Origin of the sequence: Sporosarcina newyorkensis (assembly GCF_900167515.1) — a bacterium.
Lineage (GTDB): Bacteria > Bacillota > Bacilli > Bacillales_A > Planococcaceae > Sporosarcina > Sporosarcina newyorkensis.
Genome location: NZ_FUYJ01000001.1, coordinates 23,403 through 39,669 on the forward strand (window position 1 = coordinate 23,403; position 16,267 = coordinate 39,669).

Sequence of the window (16,267 nt, forward strand, 5' to 3'; positions counted from 1 at the left end):
ATGGATCATTACGAGTGCGCTCGAAAGAATCCGGACGCAATTACGCCGAGGCGTAATTGATTTCTTTTAAACACTAGAAATTGTACAATGGACATAGAAGATTGTCGAAAGGGGTAATGATTTGTGGAAGAAACAGTGAAATTATTAGTAGTGGATGATGAGGATCGGATTCGCCGACTGCTGAATATGTATCTATCTCGCGAAGGTTATGAAATCGACGAAGCGGTGGATGGAGCAGAAGCTTTGGAGAAAGCGTTTGCTGAACAGTATGATTGCATATTGCTTGATGTCATGATGCCTGAAAAAGATGGGTTGGAAGTGTTGGCAGAACTGCGTGAACATAAGCAAATGACACCTGTCATTCTTTTGACTGCAAAAGGTGAAGAATCCGACCGTGTAGGCGGATTTGAAAGCGGTGCGGATGATTATATCGTCAAGCCATTCAGTCCGAGAGAAGTGGTACTGCGTGTTAAAGCGATGCTTAGAAGGTCGGTTTCTTTCCCGAATGTTTCATCGTCTACCACATCGAAAGATTTAGTCGTATTCCCTCAATTAACAATCGATCACGATGCACACCGTGTAACGGCGGAGGGTAAAGAAGTGAATTTGACGCCGAAAGAATATGAATTGCTCTATTTCTTGGCGAAATCTCCGGATAAAGTGTTCGATCGCGAGCAGTTATTGAAGGAAGTTTGGCACTATGAGTTTTTTGGAGATTTGAGAACGGTAGATACGCACGTCAAACGACTTCGAGAAAAGTTAAGTCGTGTATCTGAAAGGGCAGCCAAAATGATCGTCACCGTCTGGGGCGTCGGTTATAAGTTCGAGGTTCCGAACGAATGATTAGAATATGGAATTCAATTGTCGGGAAGCTATGGGCCACCATATTGCTTCTCGTTTCATTTGTCCTGTTTATCGTGACATTGCTTCTGCTGGAGTTTCTGGATAATTTTCATACGAAACAAGCAGAAGAATCCTTGCAGAGGGAAGCTGCCACCATCAGCAAAATTGTCAATGATCATGAAGGACAAACTACGAGTTCCATGCATTTGATCATAGAAGACATACTGGACACCGAGACCAATGCGATAATAGTGGGTCAAGAAGGGCAAATTCTTTATTCGTTCCATACGGCTGCAAGTAAAGAAGAAATTGAAAAAAAATTGTTATCTGAACGAAGTCTTTTTGAATCACCGGAAGTTGGCGATCAGATTGTAAAGGAAATGATCCTTCCATCTTTAGACGAAGACGAAGTAATGGGGCAATATTTGATTCTTTCTTATCCTTATGAACAATTTTCAGGAGAAAAAGCAAGTGTCCTCATGTACCAAAGTTTGGACGCAGTACACCGCACGACGAAAAGTACAACTAATATTGTATTCTTATCAGCATTCATTGCATTCATACTAACTACATTTTTTGCCTTTTTCTTATCGACACGGATTACGCTGCCGTTACGGAAAATGAAACAAGCTGCATTCGAATTGTCCAAAGGGAATTTTGATACTCATTTGCCAGTTGCACAAAACGATGAAATTGGTCAACTCGCAACAGCATTTAATCAAATGGGACGTCAATTAAAATACAATATGGAGTTAATCAAACAGGAGAAAGAACAATTATCCAGTATTCTAACTTCCATGACAGATGCAGTTGTTACGTTTAATCAGGATTATTCGATATTGCTGAAGAATCCACAAGCCGAGCTGTTATTAAAAAAATGGTATGGCTACAATGAGAAAAAGCATCATCCTCTGCCAAAGGAAGTCTTCCATATGTTGGAGCATGCGATCTCATTTTCGGAGGAAGTGGAAGATGAGCTTGAATTAGGTGGACAGTTCTATGTCATTTCCATCAGTCCTCTCTATAGCGAAAATAATATTCGAGGTGCGGTCGCTGTATTTCGGGATATGACGGAACAGCATAAATTGGATAAATTGCGTTCAGACTTTATTGCCAATGTCTCCCACGAATTACGGACTCCTATTTCGATGTTGCAGGGGTACAGTGAAGCGATTATTGACGATGTGGTCAGCAGTGAGGAAGAACGCATGGAAATGGTTCGAATTATTCATGATGAATCCAAGCGAATGAGTCGCTTGGTGACAGACTTGCTGGACTTGGCAAGAATGGAATCGGGTCATATCCAGTTGCATGAGAACCCATTGCCGATCTTCGAATTTATGAATCGTATGGTAACAAAATTTTCTCAAGTAGCAAAAGACGCGCAAGTGAATCTCACCTTAAATACAGAAGAATCATCAAATCTAGTTATACTTGCCGATGAGGATCGCCTTGAACAAGTATTCACTAATTTGATTGATAATGCGATTCGTCATACACCTAATGGAGGTGAAGTGACACTAGGAATCCATCGATCGAATGGGATGCTTGATCTGTCGGTTTCTGATACAGGCGTAGGGATTCCTGAAAAAGACTTACCATTTGTCTTTGAACGTTTTTATAAAGCAGACAAAGCGAGGACGCGAGGTAAAGGTGGGACAGGTTTAGGTTTGGCTATCGCAAAAAACATCATGGATGCACATCACGGATCAATTTTGGCGAAACATGGAGATGAGAAAGGAACCGTCTTCATTTGCTCACTTCCATTTGATTCTCCAAAGAATTGAAACCTTTCCTCAAATGAATCGACTACTATAATAGAGCGAGGGGATTAAATGGATGATTCCGTTTTCCTGCGATTGTACGAAGAATATAACCGAGATGTATTTAATTTTTTGATCTATTTGACTCGTAATCGAGACATAGCCGAAGATTTAATGCATGAAGTATATGTTCGCGTACTGAAATCATACAGCAACTTCGAAGGAAAAAGTTCAGAGAAAACATGGCTGTTTGCAATTGCGAAAAATGTCTCGATTGATTATTTCCGTAAACAAGCAACCATGAAGAAGCATACAGATCTTCATTTCGATTGGGAAACACAGGAATTGGTTGCACACGGTCTCCTGCCTGAGCAACTTATCGAATCGGATGAAGAGAAACGACTAGTTTTGGAAGAATTGCATAACTGTACAGGCGATCAGAAAATGGTCATTCTCATGCGGTTCTTCCAAGACCTCACGATTGCTGAAACTGCAGAAGTTTTGGAATGGACAGAGGGTAAAGTAAAAACTACCCAGCATCGTGCAGTAAAGGCTTTGAAGGAAAAGGTAGAAGCACGTTCGGTGAGAAAGGGGCGATCAAATGAGTAATGATAAGTGGAATGAAGAAAAAATTGAAACTACATTACGCGAAATGCCTACGATTTCAGATCACCGCTCTAAAGAAGATGTACTAGCAAGACTTAAGAAAGATCCGAGAGTAAACGAAGAACCCCAGCCAAAGAAGAAGCGGATGAAAGCGAAATGGCAGCCGATTCTTGTGGCTGTTGCAGCGATTTTATTGCTCAGTATTTTAGTGCCGACGTTTCTCAATCCATCGAATCAAGTATCGATGGATAAAGCGGAACCGGTGGATAATGCGGACCCTGCTCCGGCATCACTGGAAGAAAATTCAGAATCAACCGAGTCAAGTCAAGATATGGCGACATTCTCTAGAGCTTTACCGACGGCCCCGCATTATGCCGTCTATCCGTCTGACGTAGCTAAACAGAAGGCTTTTCATATAGGTCTGGCGACGAATCAGGCAACGGTTGTACCTGTGACCTTCCTTATACCGAATGAGTTGGTAGAAAGTGATTTAGGAACGATACAGCCGGATGCTGTTGCACTTTACAATATGTATGCCGGAAAACTAGATGAGGAATCACTCGGCTTCACTGAGTATCACCCGTTTAACGCGGTGATTTCATCGAATGAAAAACAAGTATGGATGAAATTTGCTGCAGATCATTCGTACGACATGGCGAGCGCTACGCTAGAGATGTTGAATCAAGCCGTTCAAGATACGTTTTACGGATTCGATGAAGTCAAATTTCTTCGAGAGGACGGATTGCCTATTGTATTTGATCAGATCGGTGAAGCGAGCAAACCTATTGTGCTGAAAGGCTCTAAATCGCAACAAGCCTATTATCGATTCACTCAAGAAAATGGGGAAGAGTTGCTTTCTTCGAATTTCGGTAAATCCTTTAAATCGCCACAAGAAGCTTTGTTGAGCATGAAGAAAAAGCCGAATGACATTTATTCTAGTGTCGTTCCAGAAGGCGTAGATTTTAAAGTCTCGGAAGACAAGGAAGTGCTCCATGTGGAATTTAGTGATGTATTAGATTTAGATAGTATGCAAGTGGAAGAGGCTATGCAATTAATCGAAGGTATTTTATTGACTGCTGCAAGCTTTGATCGACAAGTACAGTTCGATCAAATAATGCAAGAGCAATGGCAGGATTTTGATTTTACACAGCCGCTGCCGAAACCAATTGGAGCGAATCCGAAATTCCTTATTCTCAAATAATTCTGTTTTGTAGACTCAAGTAGTTTACAAAACAGTTTTTTTTAGTTACAATAGGAATATAACATAATATTGATTCATCTTCGGGGCAGGGTGTAATTCCCGACCGGCGGAAATAAAATAGTCTTCTATTTTTAGCCCGCGAGCTTAACAGCTGATTCTGGTGAGATTCCGGAGCCGACAGTATAGTCTGGATGGGAGAAGGTGAAGGTGCAGCCATCTTTTTGTGTACGCAAAATGATGCTTGTTTAAACTCGGATAAATCCTTGAAAATTTATCTGTTATTAACAGTGCATTTAACTCTCCCTAAAGCGATTTGCTTTAGGGATTTTTAGCGAAGCAGCAGATGAGCAAGCCTTTCCTCTTTTGAAGTGAATCGCAAAAGGAGAGAGGAACAAATGAAAAACATGAAGTTACGCAAGTTAATTTTGATTGCTGTTTTAGGAAGTATATCCACCGTTTTAATGCAGTTTAACTTTCCATTGCCTGCATTGCCTGGATTTCTGAAGTTTGATTTCAGTGAAGTTCCGGCTGTCGTCGCAATCATGACAATGGGACCAGTTGCAGGGATCGGTGTGGAATTATTGAAGAATATCATGTATTGGTTTTTATCCGGTAGTCCAACGGGTGTTCCTGTAGGTGAAATTGCAAACTTTGCAACAGGTGTCATGTTCATCATGCCGATTTATTGGATCTACATGAAATATCGTTCGACAAAAGGGCTGGCGGCAGGTTTGATCGCAGGTACAACAGCAATGGCGATTGGTATGAGTGTCTTGAATTACTTTGTGTTTTTCCCGATGTACACTTATTTCCTTGGTATGCCAGCTGTAACAGGTGATGCACTTTATAAAATGGTCATTTTAGGGATCTTGCCATTCAACCTCATTAAAGGTGTCATATTATTGGCGATTTCGTTGATGTTATATAGAAGTATGGAGAAGTGGATTCTCCAGCAACAGAAGAAGTTATTAGTTTAATTAAACAAACGGCAGTTTCTTTTTAAAAAGGGGCTGCTGTTTTATTTTTTGATTTGGTGCTCGTAACATGGTAAACAATGTTGGATTACAAAGTTTAGTTGTTATACCAATAGGTTTTAAATTGTCTAACCAAAAAACGATAAACCTTAATCCCCCGAGGTTTATCTCTAAAGGTAAAGGAGCCAAGGGTATATGAACAGTCCAATTTAAGAATCCCCAGCTTTCTAAGTTAATCAATTTTAATTGGGGGATATACAATTGAATAAAAACTTCATTTTACTCATAACAGGGCAGTCACTTGCAAGTATTGGTGATGTTCTGTATATGGTTGGCATTATAAGCACGATTTTTGCGTTAACAGGATCTGCAACGGCTGCGTCCTTTGTGCCTTTTACAATTACGTCCTCGATGTTTTTATCGAGTCTTTTGACACCTCTAGTAATAGGTAAAGTTAATTTGAAGTGGTTACTGACTGGATCACAATTGGGAAAAACAGGCCTGATCGTAGTACTAGGACTATTTTTAAGTGGGATATCAGGAGCAAATTATTATTTGGTGTTTCTCGTCATCTCTGGCATTGCGTTCCTTGACGGATGTGCTAATCCGATAAAACTAACCATGATACCGCAGTACGTAGAGCCAGAAAGATTAGTTCGAGCGAACGGTGTAGCAGAAACGATATCCCAATTCATTCAAACGGTGATGTGGTTTGTAGGCAGTTTATTTTTGATTTTCATGGATGCACAGCAGTTAATTTGGGTTGTTAGTCTCATGTTTGCACTATCAAGTATCATGATGTTTTTATTGGATAATGTAGAACATCAGAGATCGAAACAGGAAAGAAAGCTCGATCGGACTAAAGTTGGTTGGAAAACCTTGTTTGATGTCCCTGTATTACGGAAAATAGCATATATGGAAGTCTTGGAAACCGTGGCTGCTACAGTTTGGATTGCCGCTATTTTGTATGTGTTTGTCAGTGATGCACTGCACGTAGACGAAAAATGGTGGGGCTTCATCAACGGCTCCTTCTTTTTAGGGCTAATAATCGGAAGCATCTATTGCATAAAATACTCTTCTCTAGTCGAAAGAAAGCTTGCCAAAATAATTTTCATTGGCTCTTTATCTAGCTTTTTTATAACTATATTATTTAGTGCAACCAGCAATCCGATGATTGCTTTATTGTTGGCAGTTGGAATTGGTTTATTCGGGCAGTTAAAGAGCATTCCTCAACAAACAGTAATTCAAACCAGCGTAGCGAAGGAAAAGTTGTCTACTGTATATACATCTTTGGGGGCGATTTCAACAGGGATATTCGGAATATCCTCTCTTGGTATGGGTATTCTGGCAGATTTATTTGGGGTCAGGAGTGTTTTTCTTGTTTCGGGACTAATGCTTGCTATCGTCACGTTGATTGTATATAAGAATAAGCATTTGTTTGTTCGGAACATAATGGAATAGTATTTTAACATGTGGGTTTGTTGTTTTACGAACCCATATTCTCACTTAGTTAATTAATTTAATATCTTCTGCAAAGAGTGCTATAGCTAAATGAAAATTGTGCCATCAGATCATTTATCAACTTACAGATGATAAATTAGTAAGTCACATTATTTTACTAGGAGGAGCTCCCATGAATCTTGGAACTGAATATTTGAAAGTTGTGCAGGATAGGTTTAGAAGTGTTAAAGATCTTGGAGATAAGACGATAAATCAATTGACAGAAGACGACATTCATTGGAAGTTAAACGAAGCTTCCAATAGTGTTGCGGTTATAGCCAAGCATTTAAGCGGAAATATGATATCTCGATGGTCGGACTTTTTAACTTTGGATGGAGAAAAAACCTATAGGAATCGTGATCAGGAATTTGTGGATCATGTTTTATCGAAACGAGAATTAATAATAGTTTGGGAAAATGGTTGGAATACTCTATTCGGCACATTACAAGATTTAGATGATAAAGATTTAGTAAAGAAGGTAACAATTCGTGGTGAAAGTCATACGGTGCTAGAAGCGATTGAAAGGCAAATGGCTCACTATGCTTATCATATAGGGCAGATAGTTTATATTGGTAAGCAGTTAAAAGGGGACATTTGGGAAAGCCTTAGTATCCCCAAGGGAGCGTCTGAAGAATACTTACAGGAAAAGCTGAAAAGGCAAGAGTCATAAAGTTCTTGATACTTCACGTCATATCCCGGCCACAATCCAATGTACTTTAATTGTTTAGAAACATATTCTTTTTATAACAATCAAAAAACAACACATCCTGCGTTCGGAAGTGTTGTTGTTCATGAATCAATCTTCATATTTTAATGGATCGCCTTCAAAAGGAGCATCCGCAATTTTAATTGAATCAGTTGGACAGCCATCGAACGCATCTTCGAGATCTTCCATCAGTTCTTCTGGAACTTCAGTGTTTCCCATGTTATCATCTAAAATAACAAACGCGATTCCCTCGTCGTCATAATCATAGATATCCGGTGCAGCAGCCCCGCATGCACCGCAAGCTATACATGTATCCTGATCGACAATTGTGTACTTTTTGCTAGACATTGTCTTTCTCCCTTCTTCCATTCACTCAACCTATTTTGCATCTACTCTATTCTAAAGCTGTTTTCATCACTTTTCAACAATAAAACTCTATTTCTTCGGGAGGAAGCGTAATTGGTTTTTATTTCAATCTTATTAACGATGTTTCAGCGCCTTCATGGCGAACGATCTGCACAAGGAGTGTATCATATTCTTCGCGGCAAAAGATCCGGGCAAACATTGCAGGATGTCGAAAACTATCAATTGAAACCATTTTATTCGTTATTTCCAAACCTATCAACCGATGGTTATCGTCGACAAATTGAACGTTTGATAGCAGAAGGTTTAATACGTATTGAAAATCAAGTCGTTTACGTTACAGATAAAGGCCGCAAGAATATGCTGCATGCGCCATGGCGTTTCAATGGGTGGGAATACCGTGGCGGAGAAAGGGAATTCGTTAAGCGGCTGGCACTTACTGTACAAACATTATCGTATATTCGGACCGGGCAGACAATGTTTGCACCGATACAAAAGGAGTTGCATATACAGCAATTCGTCAAAGAATTCCTTCGCAGACAGACGGTATCGGTGGATGAACTTGCAAAAAGAGTACATAAAGAATTGGTACAGATTCTATCTGAAGCGAATCTGACCGATCTGCAACGAACGATTCTTTCATATAGGTTGACTGGTGTGCAATTGACGGCTTATACATGGGAGCAAATAGCGGAAGCGCTGAATTCGCCTGTCACAAGTGTTCAAATCTATTTCCTGGAAAGCTTACATATCGTACTAGATTTCATTGAAGAACATGAGGACATGCCTTTAGTGAAAAGCTTGGCTGTAGGGTGCAGAGTGGAGAACTATTTGACGCAATCTGCAGAACGATCGCGTAAATTGGTTCAACAAGGGTATTCTATAGAGCAGATTGCTTCGCTGCGCAATCTGAAACTCAGTACAATAGAGGATCATATGGTGGAAATGGCTGCAAATGTAAAAACTTTTCCGTATGAAGAATTTGTCACCGCTGAACAGATCCAGAAAGTTTGGCAGCAAATTGACCGGTTGCAGACAAAACGATTGCGTGTATTAAAAGAGCGGTGTGCGGAACTATCATATTTTCAGCTTCGGTTAATTATCATCCATGGAAAGCGGGTGGACAGTTGATGGACATACAAGACGTTTTACAGCAAAGGTTTGGCTATGTTGCATTTCGGCCCGGACAGGAAGAAGTGATCCGTCATATTGTAGCTGGCAGGGATGCGGTCGCGATTTTTCCCACCGGGATGGGCAAGTCACTTTGTTATCAACTTCCTGCCTACGTAATGGATGGCGCAGTAGTCGTAATCTCCCCACTGGTTGCATTAATGGAAGATCAAGTCGCTAATTTACGTAAACATAAAGAAAAAAGAATTGTTGCGATAAATTCATTTTTATCGAGACAAGAGAAAGAATTGGCTCTGAATACATTGCATCAGTATAAATTCATTTTTCTGTCACCTGAAATGCTTATGCAAACAGCGGTTCAACAATTGATCGAGCAATTGAACGTGGCGTTTTATGTAGTGGATGAAGCACACTGTATATCGGAGTGGGGATTCGATTTTCGTCCGGATTATTTGCGGATGAAAGAAATTTTCGCAGGATCGAAAAGGGCACCTGTTTTAGCTTTAACCGCGACGGCAAGTGAAAAGGTAATAGAAGATATCACGTCTTATCTGCAGCTCAATCAACCGCATATCGAACGTCAGCCGATCGATCGGCCTTCTATATCTTATCGTGTATTGCATTTAGAAAATCAATTGGCGAAAACAGACTGGATCATTGAAAGATTGTCCGTTACGATCGGTCCAGGCATTATCTATGTCGCTTCTAGAAAGCGAGCGGATGAATTGGCGGCGGTCCTGCAAGAAAAAGGGATCCGGGTGGCGAGTTATCATGGAGGCAAGGAACAAGATGAACGTTCCATCATTCAAGAACAGTTTGTACAAGGTGACCTAGAGTGGATTTGTGCAACCAATGCGTTTGGGATGGGAATCCATAAAGACGATATCCGTCAAATTATCCACGAGCATTTACCGGCTACTCCATCCGCTTATGTACAAGAGGTAGGCAGGGCGGGACGCGATGGAGAAAAAGCAGCCGCAACACTTCTTTACAGTGAAAGAGATATACAAAAATTGAAATTCATCGTTTTTGAAGACTTGCCTGACGAACAACAAATCCGTTATTATCATTCATTGATGCAGACGGGGGTAAGTGGATCGCTTGCGACTGAACAATCCGGACTGACAGAAGTGGCGGCCCGACTGCTGGATTATTATTTCGAGCAGTTTGACGAGGAAAATGTCATTCGTCAAATTCGTCAAATCTTTCAAGTGAAAGAACGACAAATCGCGGACATGGAGAGATTTGTGAGAAGTGAAGATTGTTTAAGAGAAAAGCTTCTCAGTTATTTCGGTGAAAAATCTGCTACAACTTTCGATTGTTGTTCACAATGTCAGAATATCGCCGATGAATGGATGGTTAGGACGACAGTTGAACAAAAACGTTCGACTAAATTGGATTGGAAAGAAAGACTGCATCAATTACTAGGCTAAGCCTTCTGTCCTTATTTACTTTTCCGACAAAATTCGGCATAATGGAAGTATGAATACGTTCGGATGATGTCTATTTCTTGATAGTTTTGAGAAATGAATTACATCACATAATTGGAACTGACATTATGAGATGTGAAGGAGAAGTTGCATATGAAAAAAGATGACTATGAACTTGATTTTGAGCAAAATCGTAAAGAGATTACTATAGAAAAAGAGTCTGATAAACTACCTTCTCGTTCAGAAATTCATAGAAAGAAAAAGAAGGAGAATCAGAATCGGACGAAGTTAATTAATATTCTTCTTGCTATATTTACGTTAATACCGATTGTGATTTTAGTATACGTTTTATCCGATTTATATTCGCCTGCCGTCCCGAACCAAGTGCCGGTCGAAAAATCGAAGGTTTCAGTCAGCAATAATTCCGTTGCAGATGGCAATTTGACCGGAGTTGCTAAGGGAAATAAAGAGCAACCGGCAGAAACAAAAAAACCAAATGCGGATGCTGCTAAAAAGCCTGCAGTCGAAGTAAAGCCTGAAAAGCCGGTGGAGAAACATAAGCAGCCAGCCAAGCAACCGGAGCCGAAACCAGAAGCAAAACCAAAACCAAAACCTGAAGCAAAGCCAAAACCAGTGGAAAAGCCAGCACCCAAGCCGGTGGAGAAGCCTGTGGAAAAACCGGCGCAAAATAAACCTGCTACGGGTGTTAGACATCATGTCGTCAAACCGAACGAGACGCTGTACCGTATTTCTGTCAATTATTATGGAAGTGGCGCTCATGTTCAGAAGATTCAACAGGCGAACGGCTTATCGTCCAATAATATAAGTGTGGGGCAGACACTTGTGTTGCCTTAGGTTACGTACAATTGAGCAACATTTTATGACTTTTATCTAAAAATTGATATGATAATGATGGTTTTTTTACTAATATTTTAAAAGCAAAGTGGATGCTTTGCTTTTTTCTATGGGAGCTGTGTGATGAAAAGGTATCAAACGACTTTGTTATCCGTCTTAATGTCTGGCGCTGGCCTGCTGGCATATATGTTTTCACTCGCACATCGGAACAGAGTGTTGACGCACACAGTTGCTTTAGAAGGCGCAACTGCCAAGAAGTTGACGGTTTTTTTTATTTCTGATATTCATAGGCGCCGGCTTTCAAACGGGCTGATAAATAAACTTCGTACTTTTCCTGTTGACGCAGTCATTGTAGGGGGAGATGTGGCTGAAAAAGGAGTGCCGCTTTCTCGTGTAAAACGAAATTTTCAACTGTTGGCCACGGTTGGTCCTCTTTATTATATTTTCGGAAACAATGACCAAGAGGTGGGAACAGAGGAGCTCTTGAAAATCATTGAAGAGTCAGGCGGAGTGACGCTTGTCGATCAAACGATACGTATTCCAGGGCATCCGACATGGGGACTATGCGGATTGGAAGACCCTTCAAATGGTACAGTTGATGTCGATCAGGCAGTTGCCTCGACAATTGGTTTTAAACATCTCATTTTAGCAGCCCACAATCCTTCTCTATTTCGTAAGATTGAAGGGCGTATGAAGCCGGATCTCATGTTGGCTGGCCATACGCATGGGGGACAAATCCGTTTAGGTAAATGGGGATTGCAAGATTTAGGTGTTTTTCAAAAAACAACAAATGGTGCCAAGTTGATTAGTAATGGTTTTGGCACTACGATGGTGCCATTACGGCTTGGTGCCAAACCTGAATGTCATGTAGTGGAAATACATTACTGAGCAGATGGGGTAAGGAGAGTAGATTTCATGTATTCTGTTGACGCAGTAATTGTCGGCGGCGGTCCGTGTGGCTTATCCGCAGCAATCGAATTACAAAAAATAGGGTTGTCCGTAATTGTCATTGAAAAAGGAAATATCGTTCATTCCATTTACAATTATCCGACCCACCAAACATTCTTTAGTTCCAGCAGCAAATTATCGATCGGCGATATTCCATTCATTACGGCGATTGATAAACCAAAGCGAAATGATGCATTGGTGTACTATCGCACGGTGGCTCAACTTAAGAATTTGCGAATCAATAGCCACGAACGAGTAGAAAACGTTCAAAAGCAAGGGAACGGATTCATTGTCCAGACTGATAAAGCGACATATGAAGCTTCCTATGTAGTGGTGGCAACGGGTTATTACGATCAACCGAACAGTCTGAACGTCAAAGGTGAAGAGTTGCCGAACGTTTATCATTACTTTAAGGAGGCCCATCCTTATTTTAATAAAAATGTTGTTGTGATCGGCGGCAAGAATTCAGCCGTTGACGCGGCTTTGGAGTTGCAGCGAGCAGGGGCGCATGTTTCGGTTATTTATAGAAAAGACAGCTATTCAGCGAGTGTAAAACCATGGATTTTACCAGGGTTTGATAGTTTGGTGCGAAATGGACAAATTCAAATGTATTTTAATGCGTGTGTCACGGAGATTACGGAGACGGCTGTAACCGTCACTCAGCAAGGAAAGACGTTTGATTTGGCAAGTGATTACGTCTTTGCGATGATCGGTTATCATCCGGACCATCCTTTTTTACGCAGAATAGGTATACAAGTGGACGAAGCGTCAGGACGTCCGATTTTTAATGAAGAGACGATGGAAACGAATGTGGAAAACCTTTTTATCGCAGGTGTGATAGCTGCGGGCAATAATGCCAATGAAATATTTATCGAGAATGGCCGCTTTCACGGCGGGATGATTGCAGCAGCGATCAAACAACAGAACGAATGAGAAAGCCGCCGGACTGAAAAACGTCCGGCGGTTCTTTAGTAGGAGAACTATAATACTAGAGTGCTGCAAGTAGGTTTTGTGATACACTAGCGTCATGGGGAGGCGCCTATGTTTATTCTACTTACTGTCGCGATTGCGCCAGGGCTAGCACTTTTCAGTTACTTATATCTCCGAAAGCAAATCGCAAAAGAGCCATCGCGAACATTGTTTCATGCGTTTATGTATGGAGCTATTATGACTTTTCCGATTTTGTTCATTCAGCACGTTTTTGAAGAGGAACATGTATTTTCTAATGAATTTTTACGTAACGTTTTATTTACTAGTAGTTTAGAAGAGTTTTTCAAATGGATCATCATTTTTATCCTTGTATACAAAATCATTGATTTTGAGGATGCGTACGACGGAATTTTGTATGGCGCTAGTGTTTCGCTAGGTTTTGCCACCGTTGAAAATATTTTATATCTTCTTTCATTCGGACTGGACACAGCATTTATCCGTGCGTTGCTGCCCGTATCGAGTCATGCTTTATTTGGCGTTGTGATGGGCTATTATTTTGGTAAAGCCAAGTTTTCGACAGAATCCGAAAAAGGCAGATGGGTTTGGATTGCCTTTTTAGCTCCGTTCACGCTCCACGCATTCTATAATGCAATCTTGTTCTTATATGACTATTGGCTATATTTAATGATTCCTTTTATGCTGTTCCTTTGGTGGTTTGGTTTGACTCGTGTGAAATATGCCCATACATTTGCGATGCAACAATTTAGAAAGAAAATAAATGCAAAACCAGAAAATCCGTCTACTTAGGCGGATTTTTTATTTTTTATCATAAAATTTAAAGCATTGGACAAACTAGAACAAAGCAGAAAAATTTGGAGGTGGATGTTACATGAAGCGAGTTGCTGTACGCTTCCTATTTTTACTCATCGCCGGTGTAATGGTTCTTTCATTATTTGTCATTCAAACGGAAGCATTCAGTGCGCGTGACTTGGCAAAAGGTGCTAAAGGCGATGATGTTATTGAATTGCAGGCAAGGCTGCAGTACATCGGATTTTATCATGGTGAAATTGATGGTAACTTTGGTTATGGAACATACTGGGCATTACGGAACTTTCAAGAACAATATGGCATGCCGGTAGACGGTATTGTTGGTAAAAACGTCAAGAAGAAGTTGCAGGGAATCTCCGATTACGATGAGAAGTATGTCAAAGGGCAAATTGCAAAAGGGAATCAATTTACGTATTATGGCGGCCAGCCTTTAGAGGCGCAAGTCAAGAAAGGCAGCAAACCGCAGAAACAAATGCAGACACCTGCGAAATATTCGGATCAGGATATAAAGTTATTGGCCAATGCGGTTTATGGGGAAGCACGGGGGGAGCCTTATGAAGGGCAAGTTGCGGTGGCAGCTGTAATTTTGAATCGGATTGAACATGCTGATTTCCCAGATACCGTCGGGGGAGTTATTTTCCAACCAGGAGCCTTTACCGCTGTATCAGATGGACAAATTTGGCTGACCCCGAATGAAAGGGCAAAAGAAGCTGTCATCGATGCGATCAATGGCTGGGACCCATCTGAAAATGCGATTTATTATTTCAATCCAATTACAGCAACGAGTAAGTGGATCTGGTCACGACCGCAAATTAAGAAAATCGGACTGCACATATTTTGTAATTAAAGGAAAGGAGGGCGAGGCGACGATATGAAAAGAATGCTCTTTATTATGACCTATTCATTCATAGTACTCGGGATTTATGCCTTTGGTAAAACTCAAGAGACCGAGCAGTTATCGGTGGCTTTAAATACACAGTATTCAAAAAGTATTTCGGACGCTTCACAAAAGCTAGGCGAACTTGAGGAATCGGTTAAAAAATCATTGCTGTTTGAAGACGAAAAAAGCTCAGCTAAAGAGCGAGAAGATGTTTGGCGACTGTCATCGGATATCAAAGCTTCAATAGGTGCTCTTCCTGTGAATGAGAGCTTTTCAACTTCTTGGATGAACTATTTAGGCCGTCTCGGGAATTATGCGAAAGAATCTACAGAGCAAGGCAATAAAGATGATTATTATGCTGTCATGAAACGGGCTTCGGATAACTTGGATGAACTCTCAAGTGAATGGCAAGTGGCTACTTCTGATTTATTATCAGGCGATATGACAATGCAGCATTGGGAGAATAAACTTGGCAGCAACGTCGAAAATGAAGGTAATTGGGGTAAAATGGGGGCATCCATCAAACAATACGGAGAAGCTGTATTTCCTTTGACGGCAAGTGAGTCGGATGCGCAAAAGAAAAAAGAATTACGTAATATTAAAGACCAGAAAATTACAGAAGACGAGGCAATCGAACGATTTAAAAAGCTTTTACCTGAAGTCTCGAATGATGTAATTGCCGCAGAGAAAAGCAGAAAAGGAGCACCCTATCCTTTTTATCACATTCGTTTTTCCGAAAATTCATCAATTGGATATATTGACATCACCCAAAAAGGCGGACATATCTTATCGTATTTGGTAGAACGTCGAATGGGAAAACCAACAAAGTCATTTGAAGAATTAAAGAAAATGGCTGCGGTGTTCCTAGATAAGGCGGATTACAAAGACGTTGTATTGGAGGAGTCCAGGGAAAATGATGTGGCTTGGCATTTTGTTTTCGTCAGGGTGAATCCAGATAACAATGCAAAAGTATTTTCTGATCCGATTCATATTAAAATGGCGAAGGATAATGGGGAAGTATTAGGGATGGATACATCTGAATATATTCGTAAAGAAACACTAAAACCGCAACCCATCCGGGACGTGAATTGGAAAGAGTTTTTCCGAACGGGCGTAAAGGTAATGGAAGAAGAGCTTGCATATGTTGAAAATAAGCAATTAGAGCAACGTTTGGCTCATTATCTTACAGTCGTTTCCAATGATAAAAAACCAGAGACCTATAAAATTGTAGTGGATACGGACACATTAGAAGTAATTAAAACCGAAAAACAATAAGAAATAGATTGGAAAACTCTTCACCGCGTGACAT

16 protein-coding genes and 1 riboswitch are annotated in these 16,267 nt (G+C 40.7%); of the genes, 15 read left to right on the forward strand and 1 reads right to left on the reverse strand.

Going from position 1 to position 16,267, the window contains the following annotated elements:
* Window positions 1-123 precede the first annotated feature (123 nt).
* The 7 genes from B5D59_RS00135 to B5D59_RS00170 all read left to right on the forward strand — a co-directional run bounded on the left by B5D59_RS00135 (window position 124) and on the right by B5D59_RS00170 (window position 7,557).
* Entirely contained in the window at window positions 124-843 is a 720-nt protein-coding gene (locus tag B5D59_RS00135) for a response regulator transcription factor (protein ID WP_078816444.1), read from the forward strand.
* The gene (locus tag B5D59_RS00140) at window positions 840-2,630 is read left to right on the forward strand and encodes an ATP-binding protein (protein ID WP_078816445.1); all 1,791 of its coding nucleotides are present in this window, start codon (window positions 840-842) and stop codon (window positions 2,628-2,630) included. Before B5D59_RS00135 ends, B5D59_RS00140 begins: the two co-directional genes overlap by 4 nt.
* Window positions 2,631-2,678: 48 nt before the next feature.
* Entirely contained in the window at window positions 2,679-3,215 is a 537-nt protein-coding gene (locus tag B5D59_RS00145) for a sigma-70 family RNA polymerase sigma factor (protein ID WP_078816446.1), read from the forward strand.
* On the forward strand, window positions 3,208-4,413 hold the full coding sequence (locus B5D59_RS00150) for a GerMN domain-containing protein (protein WP_078816447.1): 1,206 nt from the start codon (window positions 3,208-3,210) through the stop codon (window positions 4,411-4,413). The genes B5D59_RS00145 and B5D59_RS00150 overlap by 8 nt, the downstream gene beginning before the upstream one ends.
* Before the next feature lie 72 nt (window positions 4,414-4,485).
* Window positions 4,486-4,620: riboswitch (FMN riboswitch) on the forward strand.
* A gap of 188 nt (window positions 4,621-4,808) precedes the next feature.
* Window positions 4,809-5,390: an ECF transporter S component gene (locus tag B5D59_RS00155; RefSeq protein WP_078816448.1), complete on the forward strand. Its 582-nt coding sequence runs from the start codon at window positions 4,809-4,811 to the stop codon at window positions 5,388-5,390.
* A gap of 252 nt (window positions 5,391-5,642) precedes the next feature.
* Window positions 5,643-6,848: an MFS transporter gene (locus B5D59_RS00165; protein ID WP_078816991.1), complete on the forward strand. Its 1,206-nt coding sequence runs from the start codon at window positions 5,643-5,645 to the stop codon at window positions 6,846-6,848.
* A gap of 172 nt (window positions 6,849-7,020) precedes the next feature.
* On the forward strand, window positions 7,021-7,557 hold the full coding sequence (locus B5D59_RS00170) for a DUF1572 family protein (RefSeq protein ID WP_078816450.1): 537 nt from the start codon (window positions 7,021-7,023) through the stop codon (window positions 7,555-7,557).
* Between the two features lie 126 nt (window positions 7,558-7,683).
* Here the strand turns inward: B5D59_RS00170 and B5D59_RS00175 are convergent, their stop codons facing one another.
* Entirely contained in the window at window positions 7,684-7,941 is a 258-nt protein-coding gene (locus B5D59_RS00175; RefSeq protein ID WP_078816451.1) for a ferredoxin, read from the reverse strand.
* A gap of 111 nt (window positions 7,942-8,052) precedes the next feature.
* On the opposite strand from B5D59_RS00175, the gene B5D59_RS00180 reads away from it, so the two are divergent.
* The 8 genes from B5D59_RS00180 to B5D59_RS00215 all read left to right on the forward strand — a co-directional run bounded on the left by B5D59_RS00180 (window position 8,053) and on the right by B5D59_RS00215 (window position 16,233).
* Window positions 8,053-9,087: a YpbB family protein gene (locus B5D59_RS00180; RefSeq protein ID WP_078816452.1), complete on the forward strand. Its 1,035-nt coding sequence runs from the start codon at window positions 8,053-8,055 to the stop codon at window positions 9,085-9,087.
* Window positions 9,087-10,520 carry a RecQ family ATP-dependent DNA helicase gene (locus B5D59_RS00185; RefSeq protein ID WP_078816453.1) on the forward strand — a complete coding sequence of 478 codons (1,434 nt, stop codon included), beginning with the start codon at window positions 9,087-9,089 and terminating at the stop codon, window positions 10,518-10,520. The genes B5D59_RS00180 and B5D59_RS00185 overlap by 1 nt, the downstream gene beginning before the upstream one ends.
* A 150-nt stretch (window positions 10,521-10,670) precedes the next feature.
* Complete coding sequence (locus B5D59_RS18070; protein ID WP_078816454.1) at window positions 10,671-11,372, forward strand: LysM peptidoglycan-binding domain-containing protein; 702 nt, start codon at window positions 10,671-10,673, stop codon at window positions 11,370-11,372.
* 123 nt (window positions 11,373-11,495) lie between these two features.
* Complete coding sequence (locus tag B5D59_RS00195; RefSeq protein WP_078816455.1) at window positions 11,496-12,260, forward strand: metallophosphoesterase; 765 nt, start codon at window positions 11,496-11,498, stop codon at window positions 12,258-12,260.
* A gap of 27 nt (window positions 12,261-12,287) precedes the next feature.
* Window positions 12,288-13,253, forward strand: coding sequence for a YpdA family putative bacillithiol disulfide reductase (locus B5D59_RS00200; protein WP_078816456.1), 966 nt, complete (start codon window positions 12,288-12,290; stop codon window positions 13,251-13,253).
* 108 nt (window positions 13,254-13,361) lie between these two features.
* Window positions 13,362-14,057, forward strand: coding sequence for a glutamic-type intramembrane protease PrsW (prsW, locus tag B5D59_RS00205; RefSeq protein ID WP_078816457.1), 696 nt, complete (start codon window positions 13,362-13,364; stop codon window positions 14,055-14,057).
* An 82-nt stretch (window positions 14,058-14,139) separates the two neighbouring features.
* Entirely contained in the window at window positions 14,140-14,925 is a 786-nt protein-coding gene (gene sleB, locus B5D59_RS00210) for a spore cortex-lytic enzyme (RefSeq protein ID WP_139365914.1), read from the forward strand.
* Between the two features lie 24 nt (window positions 14,926-14,949).
* A complete protein-coding gene (locus B5D59_RS00215) occupies window positions 14,950-16,233 on the forward strand; it encodes a PepSY1/2 domain-containing protein (protein WP_078816458.1) in 1,284 nt (427 codons plus the stop codon).
* Window positions 16,234-16,267 lie beyond the last annotated feature (34 nt).